Source organism: Sinimarinibacterium flocculans, from assembly GCF_003201205.1.
Lineage (GTDB): Bacteria > Pseudomonadota > Gammaproteobacteria > Nevskiales > Nevskiaceae > Solimonas > Solimonas flocculans.
Genome location: NZ_QICN01000001.1, coordinates 80,669 through 96,411 on the forward strand (window position 1 = coordinate 80,669; position 15,743 = coordinate 96,411).

General features: G+C 63.9%; 12 protein-coding genes and 2 pseudogenes. 9 read left to right on the forward strand and 5 right to left on the reverse strand.

Annotated elements, in window-relative coordinates:
- Nucleotides 1-15: 15 nt before the first annotated feature.
- The gene (locus C8D93_RS00325) at nt 16-939 is read left to right on the forward strand and encodes a branched-chain amino acid transaminase (protein WP_110263186.1); all 924 of its coding nucleotides are present in this window, start codon (nt 16-18) and stop codon (nt 937-939) included.
- Nucleotides 940-955: 16 nt separating this feature from the next.
- Complete coding sequence (gene hldE, locus C8D93_RS00330; RefSeq protein WP_110263187.1) at nt 956-2,383, forward strand: bifunctional D-glycero-beta-D-manno-heptose-7-phosphate kinase/D-glycero-beta-D-manno-heptose 1-phosphate adenylyltransferase HldE; 1,428 nt, start codon at nt 956-958, stop codon at nt 2,381-2,383.
- On the opposite strand, the gene C8D93_RS00335 is transcribed toward hldE, so the two are convergent.
- Entirely contained in the window at nt 2,380-2,922 is a 543-nt protein-coding gene (locus C8D93_RS00335) for a carboxymuconolactone decarboxylase family protein (protein ID WP_110263188.1), read from the reverse strand. The genes hldE and C8D93_RS00335 overlap by 4 nt on opposite strands.
- Nucleotides 2,923-2,978: 56 nt before the next feature.
- On the opposite strand from C8D93_RS00335, the gene C8D93_RS00340 reads away from it, so the two are divergent.
- Nucleotides 2,979-3,302, forward strand: a complete 324-nt coding sequence (locus tag C8D93_RS00340; protein WP_110263189.1) for a winged helix-turn-helix transcriptional regulator — start codon at nt 2,979-2,981, stop codon at nt 3,300-3,302.
- A gap of 90 nt (nt 3,303-3,392) precedes the next feature.
- Here C8D93_RS00340 and C8D93_RS21040 read toward each other — a convergent pair whose 3' ends face one another.
- Both C8D93_RS21040 and C8D93_RS21270 read right to left on the reverse strand, forming a co-directional pair.
- Nucleotides 3,393-4,043 carry a hypothetical protein gene (locus tag C8D93_RS21040; protein ID WP_245903767.1) on the reverse strand — a complete coding sequence of 217 codons (651 nt, stop codon included), beginning with the start codon at nt 4,041-4,043 and terminating at the stop codon, nt 3,393-3,395.
- A 51-nt stretch (nt 4,044-4,094) separates the two neighbouring features.
- Nucleotides 4,095-4,286 (reverse strand): annotated as a pseudogene (locus C8D93_RS21270) (winged helix-turn-helix domain-containing protein); the annotation flags it as partial.
- Nucleotides 4,287-4,640: 354 nt separating this feature from the next.
- Between C8D93_RS21270 and C8D93_RS21275 the strand changes: the two are divergent.
- The 3 genes and pseudogenes from C8D93_RS21275 to C8D93_RS00360 all read left to right on the forward strand — a co-directional run.
- Nucleotides 4,641-4,976, forward strand: a complete 336-nt coding sequence (locus tag C8D93_RS21275) for a UrcA family protein (protein WP_366515915.1) — start codon at nt 4,641-4,643, stop codon at nt 4,974-4,976.
- A 4-nt stretch (nt 4,977-4,980) separates the two neighbouring features.
- On the forward strand, nt 4,981-5,319 hold the full coding sequence (locus C8D93_RS00355) for a transposase (RefSeq protein ID WP_170123828.1): 339 nt from the start codon (nt 4,981-4,983) through the stop codon (nt 5,317-5,319).
- Between the two features lie 216 nt (nt 5,320-5,535).
- Nucleotides 5,536-6,314, forward strand: a pseudogene (locus C8D93_RS00360) (IS5 family transposase); the annotation flags it as partial.
- A 524-nt stretch (nt 6,315-6,838) separates the two neighbouring features.
- Here C8D93_RS00360 and C8D93_RS00365 read toward each other — a convergent pair.
- Nucleotides 6,839-9,799, reverse strand: coding sequence for a TonB-dependent receptor (locus C8D93_RS00365; RefSeq protein WP_110263193.1), 2,961 nt, complete (start codon nt 9,797-9,799; stop codon nt 6,839-6,841).
- Between the two features lie 375 nt (nt 9,800-10,174).
- Here C8D93_RS00365 and C8D93_RS00370 point away from each other — a divergent pair, with 375 nt between their 5' ends.
- The 3 genes from C8D93_RS00370 to C8D93_RS00380 all read left to right on the forward strand — a co-directional run bounded on the left by C8D93_RS00370 (nt 10,175) and on the right by C8D93_RS00380 (nt 14,017).
- A complete protein-coding gene (locus C8D93_RS00370; RefSeq protein ID WP_110263194.1) occupies nt 10,175-11,056 on the forward strand; it encodes a DMT family transporter in 882 nt (293 codons plus the stop codon).
- 104 nt (nt 11,057-11,160) lie between these two features.
- Nucleotides 11,161-13,071 carry an N-acyl-D-amino-acid deacylase family protein gene (locus tag C8D93_RS00375; protein ID WP_110263195.1) on the forward strand — a complete coding sequence of 637 codons (1,911 nt, stop codon included), beginning with the start codon at nt 11,161-11,163 and terminating at the stop codon, nt 13,069-13,071.
- A gap of 97 nt (nt 13,072-13,168) precedes the next feature.
- Nucleotides 13,169-14,017: an HDOD domain-containing protein gene (locus C8D93_RS00380; RefSeq protein ID WP_146216471.1), complete on the forward strand. Its 849-nt coding sequence runs from the start codon at nt 13,169-13,171 to the stop codon at nt 14,015-14,017.
- A gap of 9 nt (nt 14,018-14,026) precedes the next feature.
- On the opposite strand, the gene C8D93_RS00385 is transcribed toward C8D93_RS00380, so the two are convergent.
- Nucleotides 14,027-15,733 (reverse strand): M28 family metallopeptidase, encoded by a 1,707-nt coding sequence (locus C8D93_RS00385; RefSeq protein ID WP_110263197.1) that lies wholly within the window; start codon nt 15,731-15,733, stop codon nt 14,027-14,029.
- Between the last annotated feature and the right edge of the window lie 10 nt (nt 15,734-15,743).

Genomic DNA, 15,743 nt, shown 5'->3' on the forward strand with positions numbered 1-15,743 from the left:
CCCCGGAACCGAACAATGACGTCCTTTGCCGACCGCGACGGCTACATCTGGTACGACGGCGAACTCAAGCCGTGGCGCGACTGCACGACGCATGTGCTGACCTACACGCTGCACTACGGCGTCGGCTGCTTCGAGGGGGTACGCGCGTACAAGACGCCGAAGGGCACGGCCATCTTCCGGCTTGAGGAGCACACGCGACGCCTGTTCAACTCGGCGAAGATCCTCGGCATGAAGATGCCCTGGGACGAGGCGACGCTCAACGCGGCGCAGAAGGAGGTCCTGCGCGCCAACAAGCTTGAAGAGGCCTATCTGCGCCCGATGGTGTTCTACGGCAGCGAAGGCATGGGCCTGCGCGCTGCGGGCTTGAACACGCATGTGATCGTCGCGGCGTGGCCCTGGGGCGCCTATCTGGGCGCCGACAACATGGAGCGCGGCATCCGCATCAAGACCAGTTCCTTCTCGCGCCACTACGTCAACGCGTCGATGTGCCGGGCGAAGGCGAACGCCAACTATCTGAACTCGTCGATGGCGCTCAACGAGGTGCTGCGCGACGGCTACGACGAAGCGCTGATGCTCGATCCGGAGGGCTATGTCGCCGAAGGCAGCGCCGAGAACATCTTCGTCGTCACCAACGGCGTCATCAGCACGCCGGACGTCACCAGCGCACTTGACGGCATCACCCGGCGCACGGTGATGCAGCTGGCGCAGGACTTCGGCTACAAGGTCGTCGAGCGCCGCATCACCCGCGACGAGGTCTATGTCTGCGACGAGGCGTTCTTCACCGGAACCGCGGCCGAAGTCACGCCGATCCGCGAGGTCGACAACCGCCCGGTGGGCAGCGGCACGCGCGGTCCGGTCACCGCGAAGCTGCAGCAGGCCTATCTGGATCTGGTCAAGGGGCGCAGCGAACGCTATCCGGAGTGGCTCGCGCTGATCTGACGGCGCGGACTCCCGCATGCGCACCTCGCCGCCCGACTTCTCCCGCGCCCGCGTGCTGGTGGTGGGCGACGTGATGCTCGATCGCTACTGGACCGGCCCGGTCCAGCGCATCTCGCCGGAAGCCCCGGTGCCGGTCGTGCGGGTCAGGGCCGATCACGTGCGCGCCGGTGGCGCGGCGAACGTGGCCCTGAATGTCGCCAGCCTCGGCGCCCGAGTCCGGCTGATCGGCGTGGTCGGTCGCGATGAGGCAGCGCGACAGCTGGACGAGGCACTCGACGGCACGGGTATCGCGGCGGAATGGATCCGCACCGAGCGCCTGCCGACGATCACCAAGCTGCGTGTGCTGTCGCGCAACCAGCAGCTGCTGCGCATGGATTTCGAGGAAGCGCTCGACGTGGCGGGTGCCTTCGATCGCGAAGCGCTCCGCGACCTGTTCGAGCAGCGGCTGGCCGACTGCGACGTGGTCGTGTGCTCCGACTACGGCAAGGGCACGCTGAGCGACGTAGCAGACCTGATTGCGGCGGCGCGCGCGGCTGGCAAGCCGGTCCTGGTCGATCCCAAGGGCACGGACTATGCGCGCTACGCCGGCGCGAGCCTGCTGACGCCGAATGTCGCCGAGCTCGAGGCCGTGGCCGGTGCGGCGCGCGACGAAGCCGATCTGCTTGGTCGCGCCGAAGCGCTGCAGGCGCGGCTCGGTCTGGACGGACTGCTGCTGACGCGCAGCGAGAAGGGCCTGAGCCTGCTGCGCAGTGCGCAGGCGCCGCTGCATCTGCCCGCCGTCGCGCGCGAGGTCTTCGATGTGACCGGGGCCGGCGATACCGTCATTGCCACGCTGGCGGCAGCGCTCGCCGCCGGCGTCGAGCTGCCGGAGGCCTGCCGGCTTGCGAACCTTGCTGCGGGTGTCGTCGTCGGCAAGCTCGGCACCGCGAGTGTTTCCGTCGCGGAACTCGATGCCGCGCTGCACCCGCAGGGTCTCGACGCCGCGGTGCTCGACGAACCGGCCTTGCTCGCACGCGTCGCCGCCGAGCGGGAGAAGGGCCGCCGCATCGTCGTGACCAACGGCTGCTTCGACCTGCTGCATGTCGGGCACGTGAAGTATCTCGAGGCGGCGCGCGCGCTCGGCGATCTGCTCATCGTCGCGGTCAACGACGACGACTCGGTGCGCCGGCTCAAGGGGCCGTCACGGCCGGTCAATGCCTGTGCCGACCGCATGCGCGTCCTGGCCGCGTTGCGCAGTGTCGATTGCGTGGTGCCGTTTGCGGAAGACACACCGGCGCGCCTGATCGCCTCGGTGCTGCCGGACGTGCTGGTCAAGGGCGGCGACTACCGCCCCGAGCAGATCGCCGGACACGACGTCGTCACCGCCAGCGGCGGCGAGGTCGTCGTGCTCGATTTCCATGCCGGCTATTCGACGACCGGCATGCTTGAACGGGCGAAAAGCTAGCGAGCGGGAAAGCGCGGCGCGCCAGGCTCATGCTCGACGCGCAAGCCGTTCACCAGCATTGCGATGCCGTGGTATTGGCCGGCGAGCATCACCAGTTCCACGAGTTGATCCTCGGCGAACGTGCCGGCAAGCCGTGCCCACAGCGCATCGTCGATCCGGTAGTGCGCGTGCAGTTGTTCGACCAGTTCCAGCGCCAGCCGATCCTCGTCCGACCAGGTGCCGGGATCTGCGCCGCTGGCGGTCGCGGCCCATTCGGCCGGCGCGATACCGGCCTTCTGCGCGAACGCGGCCACGTGCACGCCCCATTCGTATTCGGCGCCGCACAGTGCGGTCGCGCGCAGGATGACGAGTTCGCGCAGCCGCATCGGAATGCTGCCGCGGTCGAGCAGGCCGCCCGCCATCATCCGCTGCAATGCGCGGGGGTTGTGTGCAATGGTCCGGAACAGCTTCAGTGGCGGGGCGCCACGCATGACGATGTCGAACGAAGCCTGCACATCGGTGGCATATGGCGGATCGATCGGGGTGATGCGAGCGGACATCGGGTTTCTCCGGTGCTACGATAATCGAAGCATACTGCTTCTGAAAACGTAGCGCAATGAAATCGATCGATCGTCCCGTCCGCGGTTCGAGCAGCGGCCGTCCCATCATGGCGCTGCTCGATCTGCTCGGCCGCCGCTGGACCATGCGCGTGCTCTGGGAGCTGCGCGGCGAGCCGCTGAGTTTTCGCGGCCTGCAGGCGGCCTGTTCGGGCATGTCGCCGTCGGTGCTCAACCAGCGGCTGGCGGAGTTGCGCGAGGCGCGCCTGGTCGAAGCGGGCGAGGCCGGCTATGCGCTGAGCGCGCACGGTCGCGAGCTGCTGAGCCTGTTCGGGCCGCTGAACCGCTGGGCCGAGGACTGGGCACGCAGCCTGCACGGCTGAATCCTCGTCGCCGATGGATAGCACACTTCCCGATGTGAGCGAGCTGGCCCCCGTTCACTGACTGCTACGAGGTTTCATTCCGGGCGCGATCTATCCTTCATGTCGGACTGCCGCCTTAGTCGGGTGGGGCGTAGGCGTCGCTTCCAACTGGTGCGACTTGATTGGCCGCGGGTTGCCGGCTCGCTTGGCTTGCGAAGACGAATAGGCCTCGGAGAGCGCCGGAGCGATGGATGTTGCAATCGATTCGGCGATGTCGCTCTGAAGAGCCAAGGCGTCGTCACTCATGCTTCGCTCAAACGTTCTTGACCAGAGATGGGTGCTCCTTTTCGTTTCCACGAGATGTGCATTCACTCGCAGACGCTCCCCAACTACCCTCACGCTTCCTTCGAGCACATGTGACGCCTGCAGCCTTTCAGCGACGGTTGCGATGTCGGAGTCTTTTCCCTTGAACCAGAAAGCTGAAGTGCGCGCAATGACACGCAGCCCCGGCTGCTGAGCCAGTCGATTGATCAGATCCTCGGTGATTCCATCGGCGAGAAGTTGGTTGTTCTGCTTATCAGTTATGTCGGCGAAAGGCAGCACCACCAAGGTTGGCGGCTTCAGGGGATGGCGGGCGGGCGTCAGCCGCAAGATCAACAACGCCAAGAGTGCAAGCATCGCCCCAATTGCGACGGGAGCTGCGATGCGAGTCGCTCGTAACAGAATTTTGTAGTGCGTGTCTGCTTGGCGTACTGCGTTCACGGTGGGCGCGTTTCTGTGCTCCGCGTCCGAGCCTACGCTGAGTCGATATCCCCGCTTGGGCAGGGTCTCGATTAAGCCCTTGGCTGCCATACCTCCTGCTGCCCCCAAGTGCCTCCTCAGCTGATAAATGCAGCGCGAAATTGCATCTTCCGTAACGAGACGCCCTCCCCAAACAGACTCAATCAGTTCGTCTCGTGACACAACCTGCCCGTTGCGACTGCTGAGCAGTACCAGAACAGCCATGACCTTGGGGTCGACCTGTTCAATGCCGCCCGGTCCCTCTATCGCTCCCTCAGCCGGCCTGATCCGTAACACGCCTAGGCGAAAAGGCTCCTCCGAGCCGCTCTCGGTTGCCGTGTACACCTACTACCCTCCCTCTGTGCTTGTTCCCTTGCAAGCGTCGCGAAGAGTAGCAGTTGCAGGTGTTCAGAGAGTAAAGAAAGCGCCTAATAAAAAGATCCCTCAAGGCGGATGTCAGGGCGATATCAGGGATTCGTCAGGCTGCTTCCGAAGGGGTCGGAAAACATCACCCAGCGCTCTGCCCGCAGCGGAGCTGGTGTGGTGTCAAGGGGGGATCGCATGTCGACGCGCTCACTGATGGTCTGTCTGGTGCTCGTTCTTCTTGTAGCGAATCAAGGTGCGTATGGCGCTGACCATGCGAAAAGGCCGATGTCGGTTCGCGTCGCTTTCGGAGATTTGGACTTGAGGCATCCCGATGGTGCCGCGGTACTCCTCCGGCGAATCGAAACGGCCGCTCGGCGGATATGTGGTGTCTATGACAGGAAGTCGCTGGGGGACCAAGCGCGACATGCACACTGCGTGGAGCAAGTCGTGTCAGGCGCGTTGGATCGGATCGACGACCCGCAAGTAGCGGCCTACGTGGCGAGTCGTGGGTCGAAAAGGCGGCCAACGGGGGTGGCCGCCTATGAGTGATGAAATGCTGCTTCAGCCGCGGCAGCCACCTTCGTCCTTTCCCGTCGTCGGAGAGGAGCGACTCGCCAGCGAGCTATACGCCTCGAAGCGGGCAAAAGGTCGGAAGTCCACCTTCTCTCCGGATGAGATCACGGGCATCCTACGCATGATGGACCAAGGCAGGTACGCGTCCGTGGCCGATCTTTGCGCGTTCCACGGTATATCGCGCCAGACCTACTACAACTGGCAGGCCAAGTATGGCAACAAGGCCGTGCTGGCGCTGCGCGTCGATGTTCTCGAAGCGGAAATCAGGCGTCTGAAGGAAATCGTCTACACGAGTTTGAAGGCGACATCGGGGTCGTAGCTCGTCTGCCGGCTCCTTGCGGGTCATCCGCCGATATCGAATTGCCCCGAGGGAGCGCCACCACGTTCTGGCGGGCGGGTGTCCGCTCTCCCGATTCCTTTAGGAGTTTGCTGCAAAACTCTGCATAAAATCTGCGGTTTGAGTGCGCAAGCAAGCGGGAGATGGGGATGCGCGGCGCAGTCATGGGGTAGGTGGAGATGCTGGTGGCGCTTTTCGCTGGAGGATCGCGTTCCAGCAGGTCATCCGCTTCGCGCGATCTGGCGGCTGGCCGATGGCGCGCTGCGGGAGATGAGTGGCGTGCTGACGACGATGTACTCGCACACCGGTCGTCCGTCGATTCCGCCGGAGCGCCTGATCCGAGCCCTGCTGCTGTAGGTGCTGTTCTCGATCCGCAGCGAACGACAGTTGATCGAGCAGCTGCATCACAGCCTGCTGTACCGCTGGTTGTCGGCATGGGAATCGAGGAAGTGGCCTGGGACGCCACGACCTTCACGCGCAATCGGCAACGGCTGATCGACGCCGATGCCGGACGGGCCTTGATGAGCGCGGTCCTGAGCCAGGCGCGTCAGCAGAAGCTGCTCTCGGACGAGCACTTCCGCGTCGATGGCACCCTGATCGAAGCTTGGGCCAGCCAGAACAGCTTCCAGTCCAAGGATGGCGATCCGCCGGCTGATGGCGGCGGTGACTTTCGCGGTCAGCGCCGCACCAACCACATCCATGCCTCGATCACCGATCCGCAAGCGCGGTCCTATCGCAACGCGCCGGGGCAGGAAGCCCGGCTGGCGTATCTGGGGCACGCCCTGATGGACAACCGTTACGGTCTGGTCGTCGATGCCTGCGCGACGCAAGCCACCGGCGAGATCAAGGGCGTCTTCGGATGGCTCAAGCGTATTGGCGGCCTGCGCAAGGTCAAGCTGCGCGGCGTCGCCAAGGTCGACAGTCTCTTCACCTTAGCGCTGGCCGCCTACAGCCTCGTGCGCATGAGAACGTTGCTCATGCCACAGCCTCAATCCGTCGAAGCACGACAATCTGCGCCGGATCGGCGCCACACAGCCGCCATAGCGCAAGAACATCGGCCGCTGTCGTCGATCAATCCGAAAATTGCGCGGCTTTCTCAGCAAACTCATAATGGATGCAACGGGAAAATGAACGAGCTGTCGGCCACGCAGCAGAGGCAACGCGCGTCAAAACGCCTGGCGCGCAGACGTGGCGGGATAAGCATACGGCTTGATTGGGGATGTTACGCCTCCATCGTGCTCGCTTCGGTCGATCCCGACGAGCGACAACATTCCACCTGCAGCTAGCTATTCTCGCAAGGCAAAACACGTCGCTCCATGCACGCCCTGGCCGAAACCTGATCGCGGCACTGAACCACTCAGCTTCGACGGGGCGCTTCTATGCGGAACACAGACTTGTTGCGACGGCGACAGCGTTGTCGGGCCGTTGAATGTCGCTTACAAAAAAATGCCCCTCGGAAGGAGGGGCATCTGAGCAGCATGAGGCCGTCTGTGACTGAGCGCTACAAACCAAACTCGTAACGTGCAGAGAGCCGGACTGTACGAGGCGTCTGGAACGAACTTGCCGTGCGCGGCGTCCCGTATTCCGGATTTTGGCCGGATTGCAGTTCGTATTCCTCAATGATGTTAGTCACTTCATCCTCGTTGGTCACATTGAAGAGGTCGAGGCCGATCGTCAATCCCGGCAGGGCGCCCGGTGCGTAGTTCGCGGACAAATCGAGCGTGAATGTCCAGCTCAGGCGCCCTTCGGAGCCGCGGCCGACTTGCTGCCCATTCACATAGGCGAACTCGCCTTCGTATGCACCGTTGTACAGCCCGATGACAGCATTATTCAGCGCGGGATCGGCATCGAAGCCTGGGGTGCCGAGCGGAATCAGGCCGAAGGCATTTTTCGGGCGTCCACTTTGAAGCTGGAACGACGCACCAAAGCGCCACTCGTCTGTAGGCGCATAAGAGCCGCGCGCCTTAAGGTTGTGGCGGCGATCGTTCGGCAGGTCTCCGTCCGCAACCAAGGCAAAGTTGTCGAAAGTGATCGTGATGCCTGCATCGTCTTGGCCGACATCGGAATTGGCAAAGCCTTCGAAGTTGCCGTACAGATGTGACCAAGTGTACGAGAAGTAAGCTTCCCACTTTCCGTCGAAGAAGCGCTGCAGGTCGACCTGCACCGCGTAGTACTTGCGCTTCGCTTCCGGGAGCATCAGCGTGTCATTCGAAATCGTCAGCGTGTCCGGTTCGCCATCGAAGTCAAAATCCTGCCCGTCGATGAATGGACTGGCGCCCGGATTTAAAAGCACGCAACCATACTGTCCACTAACAGCGTCGAAGTAACAGGTATCTTCCTGCGCTTCGATGAGATTGCGGTGCGAGGCCGAAACGCCGAGCACCCATCGGGGCGCGACCTCTGTTTCGAATCCGATAATGAACTCGTCGAGTTCCGTGGCCTTGATATTCTGATCGTAGGCCTGATCGCCGGAGCCCACGTCGGCAAAGCTGTTGCCGACCTGCTGCAGCCCGGTCGGGAAGCCGTTGTCATCGATACTGTCGTAGGTGTAGTTGGTCGTCCGGTCCTCGCCGATTGCCAGTGCGCGGGCGGCCAGATTGGTGACGATCGGTAGGAAGTATTTGCCGTAGTTCGCATAGACCTTGGAGTCGCCATCACCGAACAGATCGTAGGAGGCGCCTAGACGCGGGGCCCAGTTGTCCTCAAGTGTCAGATAGCTATCCCCGAACGCATCGTGCAGGTCGAATTCGTCGTAGCGTACACCCAGGTCCACCAGCAATCGCGGCGTAACCTGCCAGGAATCCTGCAGATAGTAGGCGGTCAGTTTGTTCTCGAAAACGCCGGCAAAGCCGAAGCTCCGAAGATTCACATACTCAGTGCCCTGCGTGACGGTCTGCCCCTGAAGATCACAACCGTCGACGCTTTCGCAGGTGTCGTAGGTGTATACCGTACCGTCGCCAGCATAAGCTAGTGTGTAGTCTGTTTCGAGATCTTCGCGGTCATATCCAATCTTGAGTTGATGAAAGCCATAAGCGTCGAAGGTAAAGGTCGTGTCAAAGCGATAAGCCTCGCGAGTGTCGATGATGTTCTGTTCACGTGCGGTTGCAGGAATGCAACCCAGACGCGAGCTGCCTGAACCGCGCCGGTCGACAATCGCCGAACACGGTGTGCCCGACGCAGATCGCGATGTCGCGATTTCCTTGCGCTCCCCCTTGCCGTACAGCAGATTGAGCGCCATCCAGTCGGTCAATTGGCCGGTGTAGTTGATTATGTAGTTTTGCCCGCCGAAGGTTTCTTCGGTGACGCCGTCAAGCGGCGTCGACGTTCGCGTACCCGTTTCGAGATCATAAGCGCTGGTGCTCGTGGTGTAGTCACGCTCGTCTGAGAACGCGGTCAACTGCAACTGGTGACCGTATGCAATGTTGTAGAGGAGGTTTGCTGCCCAGTAGGCCGGGCTGTCCGACTCCAGCTCGGCGAAGCCGCTGCCGCCCGTGGTGAGGTTTTCGGTGTTGAGGTATGGCGTGCCGACCAAGCCGTAGAAGAAAAGCTTGTCCCTGATTATCGGTCCGCTGGCGAAGATATTGGCTTCGTACTTGTCGCGCTGATCCTTGCTGTTGATAAATTTTGGTTCGCCGCCCCTGATGAAGACATCGGGATAGTCTTCGCGGCCGAAGTCCGGCTCCCAGAAGATATTGGCCCCAGCTCTAAACTCGTTGGCTCCGGTCTTGGAAACCGTCGAGATGCTCCCGCCCATGGACCGTCCGAATTCTGCCGAGTACCCGCCGGTGCGGATGTTGATTTCCCTGAAGAACTCGAATGGGACTTCAGCCGCCCCCAGTCCGTTGCGGAAGTCGGTGATGTTGAAGCCATTGATGAAGAACTGGTTTTCAAGCGGGGATGCGCCGCCGAACGTGACTAGCCGGTTACCCTGCTGGTTGGTGAAGTCGCTGGACCCTTCCACGGCGTCCGGCGCCAGCAGCTGGACCGCCGTGAGCGTTCTCTGAACGGGTATGCGTTCCAGTTCGGCTGCTGAGAAGCTGGTAGATGTCTCGGTCGACAGCGTGTCCACGAGGGCGGCATCAACGCCGGATACGACGATGTCATCGAGTCGCGCGGGCTCGGCTGCAAAGCTCACCTGGGTCCCTTTATTGAGATACACCAGGGCCGATTTGCTTGTCTTGACGTCCCCGGCCGTGTAGGTCACCGAGTACCGGCCCACTGGCAGAGAGTCGATACGATAGGTGCCGCTTCCCGAAACGCCGACTTCGATCGTGAATCCGGTTTCGGTGCTGACTGCTGACACCGTCCCGGATGTCCCTGGAACATTGCCGTAGAGATAGCCCTGCGCATTGCTCTGTGCCCATGCACTACCAGCTAGTAGAAAAATACTGAATAGTGCGGCGAATGCACCAAGCGGTTCGCGCTGCCGCGCAACTATCCAAGCTCGAAAAAGGATCTCCATCAGTTCACTCCCATGAGAACGAGACGGACCGATCGCACCGGCGCTTATGGCTCGCTACGAGCGGTTTGGTTTGACGACAACGTTTCGACTCTATGGCGCGCTTTTTAAAAGCGTCAATAACATCCTGAAAAACGTAAAGAATATGAAAAAAAATGGGGTTCAATGACCTATGAAATTGATCATTTATCGACCATTGATGCACTGCGCAAAATCGCCGCTGCGCAAAGAGTCGGAGCCGGAGAGATGGCGCGGGCCGTTCTTGCGGCGCTGCGGGAAATGAGGTCGTCCCTAGCGCGTCATCGTCGGGAACTACGCATCCGGTCTCAGGAAGTTGCTGAAGTACACTGCGGCGCCTTTGGAGGATTCATCTGATCAATGGGCCTTGGTGAGCTGTACGCACTCGGCTGTGCACTGGCCTGGGCCGTCGCCGTGATCCTGTTCAAGAAATCCGGCGAGCACCTGCCGCCGTTTGCGCTGAACCTGATCAAGACGGCGATGGTGTTGCCGCTGTTCGCGGTCACGATCCTGTTCGTCGAGGGGCCGGCGTTGCCGGACATCCCGGCCGATCATCTCGGCGTGATCCTGCTGTCCGGCGTGCTCGGCATCGCTGCGGGCGACACACTCTATTTCCGCGGGCTCAACGCGATCGGGGCGAGCCGCATGGCGGTCGCGCAGGCCCTGTACTCGCCGTTCGTGATCCTGCTGTCGATGCTCTGGCTTGCGGAGCGGCTCGGGTCGTGGCAGTTCGGCGGCGTCGGTCTGGTGCTGACCGGCATCGTGCTGGTGACCTGGAGTCGCGAGCGGCAATCGGTCGACGCACGTGCCTTGCGTATCGGCGTGGCCTGGGCCGTGCTGTCGGTGTTCCTGATGGCGCTGGGCGTGGTCATTGCCAAGCCGATGCTCGAACAGCACAGCTTCCTGTGGGTGGTGACGTTGCGCGTTGCTGCGGGCTTCCTGGGCATGTTCGCGATAGCGCTCGCCCGGCGACAACTCGCGGCACTGTGGCGCACCTACCGCGGCGTCACGCACTGGCCCGCAATCGTCGCCGGCGGCATCGTCGGCACCTATCTGTCGATGATGATGTGGCTGGCCGGCTACAAGTACACGCAGGCCTCGATCGCGGCGGTGCTCAACGAGCTGGCGGCGGTCTTCATCCTGCCGCTCGCGGTGATCTTCCTGCGCGAACCGGTGCACGCGCGGCAAGCCTTCGGCGTCCTGCTGGCGCTCGCCGGCGTCGTGCTGGTGGTGGCCCTGTAGGGCGGATTTCCTACGGCCCAGTGCCGCAGCGGAGCAGTTTTTCCCATCGGACGCTGACAAGGTGCGGCCTAAGATGGCGGCGATCTGCAACGAGGAGAGCCTCCATGGAAGGCAGCAGCCCGCGCTGGGACACCCTGTTTCGCAATGCCCTGGTCTTCGATGGCAGCGGCGCACCGCCGCGTCAGCAGGACGTCGCCGTCGCCGCCGGGCGCATTGCGGCGATCGGTCCGGGGCTGGCCGCCGCCGAGGCACGCGAGGTCATCGATGCGGCCGGCCGCTGGCTGATGCCCGGGCTGCTCGACATCCACACGCACTTCGATCTCGAGGTCGAGATCGAGCCGCAGCTGCCGGAGGCGGTGCGTCACGGCACGACCACGGTCGTCGTCGCCAACTGCAGCCTCGGGCTTGCCTACGGCGCCCAGCGGCGCGACGGCGCCGACCCCATCGTCGACTGCTTTGCGCGTGTCGAGAACGTACCGAAGCATGTCCTGCGCAAGGTGGCCGATCGCGTCGACTGGTCGGATTCGGCCGACTATCTCGCGCACTTCGATCGCCTGCCGCTGGGGCCGAACGTCGTGCCGATGATTCCGCACTCGATGCTGCGCATCGAGGCCATGGGCTTCGACAACTCGATCAGTCGCGACGCGACGGAGGCCGAGCTGCAGCGAATGGAGCAGCTCGTCGACAAGGGCATGCGCGAAGGCTATGTCGGGTTCTCAACTGACGCACTGCCGTTCCACTATCTCGCCAACCGTCCGAACACGCACAAGACGATTCCGACGCAGTTCGCCCCCTACAGTGAGCTCAAGCGTCTGACCGGCGTCGTGCGGCGCTGGGACCGCGTCTGGCAGGCGACGCCGCCCAAGGACGACAAGTTCGCGATCTTCAAGAACTTCCTGCTGACCTCGGCGCGCCTGCACGGTCGCCGCCTGAAGGTCACCGCGGTGGCGGCGATTGACGTGACCACGAACGGCTCGATCGTGCGTCTCGGTCGCCTGTTGTCGCGCATCCTCAACTCCAGGCTCGTCGGCGGCCTGTTCCGTTTCCAGGCGCTGTCGGCGCCGTTCAAGATCTGGAGCGACGGCGTCATCACGCCGATCGCCGAGGAAATCCCGGTTCTGCGCCGCCTCAACGAGTGCGATCTCGAGGATCGCGAGAGCCGTGCGAAGATCATGGACGACCCGGCCTGGGTCGCCGATTTCCGGCGGATGTGGTGGCACGGCAAGCGCGGCTTCGGCTTCGCGCGCCTGAAGCGCTGGCTGCGCATGGACGACAACGTGCTCACGCGCGAGCTGGTCGACATGACCATCGACCGCTGCCCGGTGCCGGACTGGAGCGGTGAGACGATGCAGGCCGTGTTCGAGCGCCTGCGAACCTGGCAGCTCAGCGGGCAGGGCGCGCGGAGCGAGGCGGAGGCACAGGCCTTTGCGAGCTTCCCCAGGCCGACGGAGGACGACTGCAGCTTCTTCCTGCACCTGCTGCGCCGCTTCGACACCGACCTGCGCTGGTGGACGGTGACGGCGAACCGCGATCCGCTGCTGACCAAGACGCTGCTGTCCGATCCCCTGCTGCTGCCCGGGTTCAATGACAGCGGCGCGCACCTGACCAACATGGCCTTCTACGACGGCAACCTGCGCACGCTCAAGTTTGCGCAGGAGGACGGCATCGACCAGGTTGCGCGGGCGGTGCACCGGTTGACGCAGGAGCCTGCGGAGTTCTTCGGACTGGACGCGGGCTGCATCCGCATCGGTGCGCAGGCGGATCTGGTCGTGATCGATCCGCGAGCCCTGCAGGCCTACGATCCGGACGCGAGCGTCGAGTACATCTATCGCGACGTCTTCGAACATCACCAGCTGGTCAACCGGCCGGCACAGGTCGTCGCTCAGGTGATGATTGCCGGACATCTCGCCTGGCGCGACGGTGCCTACACGCCGATGTTCGGGCGCGAGCGCTTCGGTCGCGTCCTGCGGCATCGCGATCACGAAGCGGCGGCACCTGCGGCGCTGGCCGCCTGACCGGGAATCCGCGGGGGCGGCGGCCGCCGTTCCGCGGAAACGGCGCGCTCGTCAGCCGGCAACGCCTCACGGCGCCGTCGCGGGGCAGCATGCGATCGTGCCCTACGAACGGACCGACGTATCGCGCATGTCGAGTCATGACCGCTTCTATCGCGTCGTGGTCGATGCGCTTGCGCACGACCGGCTGACGCTGCCGACATTGCCCGAGGTTGCGCACGGCATCCGTTGCCTCGTGCGCAACGAGGACGTGAGTGCTGCGCGGCTGGCGCGGGAGATCCTGCGTGACCCGGCCATCGCCGTCCGCCTGATTCGCGTTGCGAACAGTGCCGCGATGCGCGGCGGTCATCGTGTCGACAACGTGCAGCAGGCGGTGACGCGACTGGGCTTCGACTACACGCGCATGCTGGTCGACGGCCTGGCCCTCGAACAGATGTTCCGCGCGCGCGACCGTGAACTGCACGACCGCCTGCTGCTGTGCTGGCGCGACAGTGTCGAGATCGCGGCCCTGGCGCGCACGCTCGCCGAGCAGTGCACGCTGCTGCACCCGGAAATGGCGATGCTGGCCGGTCTCGTCCATCGCGTCGGCGTGCTGCCGATCCTCAAGCTGGCCGAGACGCACGCACACACGGTGGACAGCGACCGCGCTCTCGACGCGACGATCGATGCATTGGCGCCGCGCGTCGGGCGCATGATTCTGCAGGCTTGGCACTTCCCGCCGGAGCTGGTCGAGGTACCGATGCTCTGGCCGGACGCGACCCGCGATCACGACGGCGCCGCCGACTATCCGGACGTGATCTGCGTGGCCGCGCTGCGTCTGCGCGGTGCGCAGGACGCTTACGCGCCAGCGTTCCGCAAGCTCGATCTCGAGGCGGGTTTCGCCCTCGACGAGGCCGGCCCGCTGGGCGGCGGCTACCGGGAATCGCTCAGGCAGCTGGAAGCGTCGTAGGCCACCGGTTCAGCGTTCCAGGCTGGCCTCGCGCACGGCCTTGAACTCCGAGCCGTCCTTCCACTGCGGCCAGGCATCGCCATTGGACACGCGCAGGCCGACCTCGGCCAGCGCATTCATGTCCTGCGCGGCGCCGGCGAGATTCCAGTCGTCCTTCACCTCGTCCGACGGCTTGTGGTAGTCGTTGGCGTTGTACTCGAGCCGCTTCTTCAGGCCATGGCCCTTCTCGTGACCGATCATGTCGCCGCCGGCATCGGCGTACAGCGCCGGCACGCCGACCTTGGCGAACTCGAACTGGTCAGAGCGGTAGTAGAAGCCCTTCTCCGGCTCCTCGTCGGGCGCGACGACGCGCTCGCCGTCGGCGAGCACGTCCGTCAGCACATCCTCCAGCGTGTTCTGGCCTGAGCCGATCACCTGCAGGTCACGTGTCGGTCCCCACGGATTGAGCACGTCGAGATTGATCATCGCCAGCGTCTTGTCGAGCGGGTAGAGCGGGTTAGCGGCGTAGTGCTTGGCGCCGAGCAGGCCCTGTTCCTCGGCGGTGACCAGCATGAACAGCGTCGATCGCTTCGGCGGCGCCTGCTTGAACGCGCGCGCGATCTCGAGCACACCGGCGACGCCGGTGGCATTGTCGAGAGCGCCGTTGTAGATCTTGTCGCCTTCGAGATCCGGGTTGGTGCCGAGATGGTCCCAATGCGCGGAGTAGACGACCCACTCTTCCGGCTTCTCGGTGCCGGGCAGTGCGGCGACGACGTTCTGCGACTGCACCTCGCGCACCTCGTTGCGGATCGCGAAGCTCGCCTTGGCCTTCAGCGGCACCGGCTTGAAGTCTTTGCGCACGGCGGCCCGCTTGAGCGCCTCGAAGTCCTGTCCGAGCTTGCCGAACAGCGCCATGGCCTTGTCGTTGCTGATCCAGGCCTGCACCGGCACCGTTCCCATGTTCTTGTCGGTAGCGGCCAGCGCAAACTGTTCGCCGGTCCAGCTGTTCTCGACGACGGCCCACGGATAACCGGCCGGGCCGGTCTCGTGAATGATCAGCGCGGCGGCGGCGCCGACCTGGGCGGCGACTTCGTACTTGTAGGTCCAGCGGCCGTAGTAGGTCATCGCCTTGCCGCGGAACATCGCGTCGTCGAGAACGGACGGATCGTCCGCATCCGGGACGGCAGGGTCGTTGATCAGCATGACGATGGTCTTGCCGGTCACGTCGGCATCCTTGTAGTCGTCCCAGCCGTACTCCGGCGCCTTCACGCCATAGCCGACGAAGACCAGCTCGCTGTCCTCGACCTCGACCTCGGGCACGAAGCGCTGCGTGACCGCTGTGAAGTCGCGCCCGCGCTGCATCTCGATGGCTTCGCCGTCGGCGCTGAGCTGCATCGTCGCGGTGCCGTCGATGCCGACCAGCGGCACCTTCTGCACGTAGCTGCCGTCCGGATTGCCGGGCTCCAGGCCCATCGCTTTGAGCTGGTCGGTCAGATAGGCGACGGTTTTTTCCTCGCCGACGGTGCCCGGCAGACGGCCGGCGAATTCGTCCGAGGACAGCGCGCGCACGTGCGCCATCAGGCGTTCGGCGCTGACATCCGGTGCTCGTGCCGCGGATGCGGCAGGAGTCTCGACGGCCTGGCCGGCGGGCGGATCGGCCTGCTTCGATCCGCCACAGCCCGTGATCAGGATGGCGGCTACCGCGAGCGATGCGCCGAAGGGGATGTTCCTGTGCATGTCCGTCTCC

Bases quoted from the DNA above. Each gene is read 5' to 3' on its own strand.
- C8D93_RS00325 (WP_110263186.1), top strand. From the start codon at position 16: ATGACGTCCTTTGCCGACCGCGACGGCTACATCTGGTACGACGGCGAA.
- hldE (WP_110263187.1), top strand. From the start codon at position 956: ATGCGCACCTCGCCGCCCGACTTCTCCCGCGCCCGCGTGCTGGTGGTG.
- C8D93_RS00335 (WP_110263188.1), bottom strand. From the start codon at position 2,922: ATGTCCGCTCGCATCACCCCGATCGATCCGCCATATGCCACCGATGTG.
- C8D93_RS00340 (WP_110263189.1), top strand. From the start codon at position 2,979: ATGAAATCGATCGATCGTCCCGTCCGCGGTTCGAGCAGCGGCCGTCCC.
- C8D93_RS21275 (WP_366515915.1), top strand. From the start codon at position 4,641: ATGGTCTGTCTGGTGCTCGTTCTTCTTGTAGCGAATCAAGGTGCGTAT.
- C8D93_RS00355 (WP_170123828.1), top strand. From the start codon at position 4,981: ATGCTGCTTCAGCCGCGGCAGCCACCTTCGTCCTTTCCCGTCGTCGGA.
- C8D93_RS00365 (WP_110263193.1), bottom strand. From the start codon at position 9,799: ATGGAGATCCTTTTTCGAGCTTGGATAGTTGCGCGGCAGCGCGAACCG.
- C8D93_RS00370 (WP_110263194.1), top strand. From the start codon at position 10,175: ATGGGCCTTGGTGAGCTGTACGCACTCGGCTGTGCACTGGCCTGGGCC.
- C8D93_RS00375 (WP_110263195.1), top strand. From the start codon at position 11,161: ATGGAAGGCAGCAGCCCGCGCTGGGACACCCTGTTTCGCAATGCCCTG.
- C8D93_RS00385 (WP_110263197.1), bottom strand. From the start codon at position 15,733: ATGCACAGGAACATCCCCTTCGGCGCATCGCTCGCGGTAGCCGCCATC.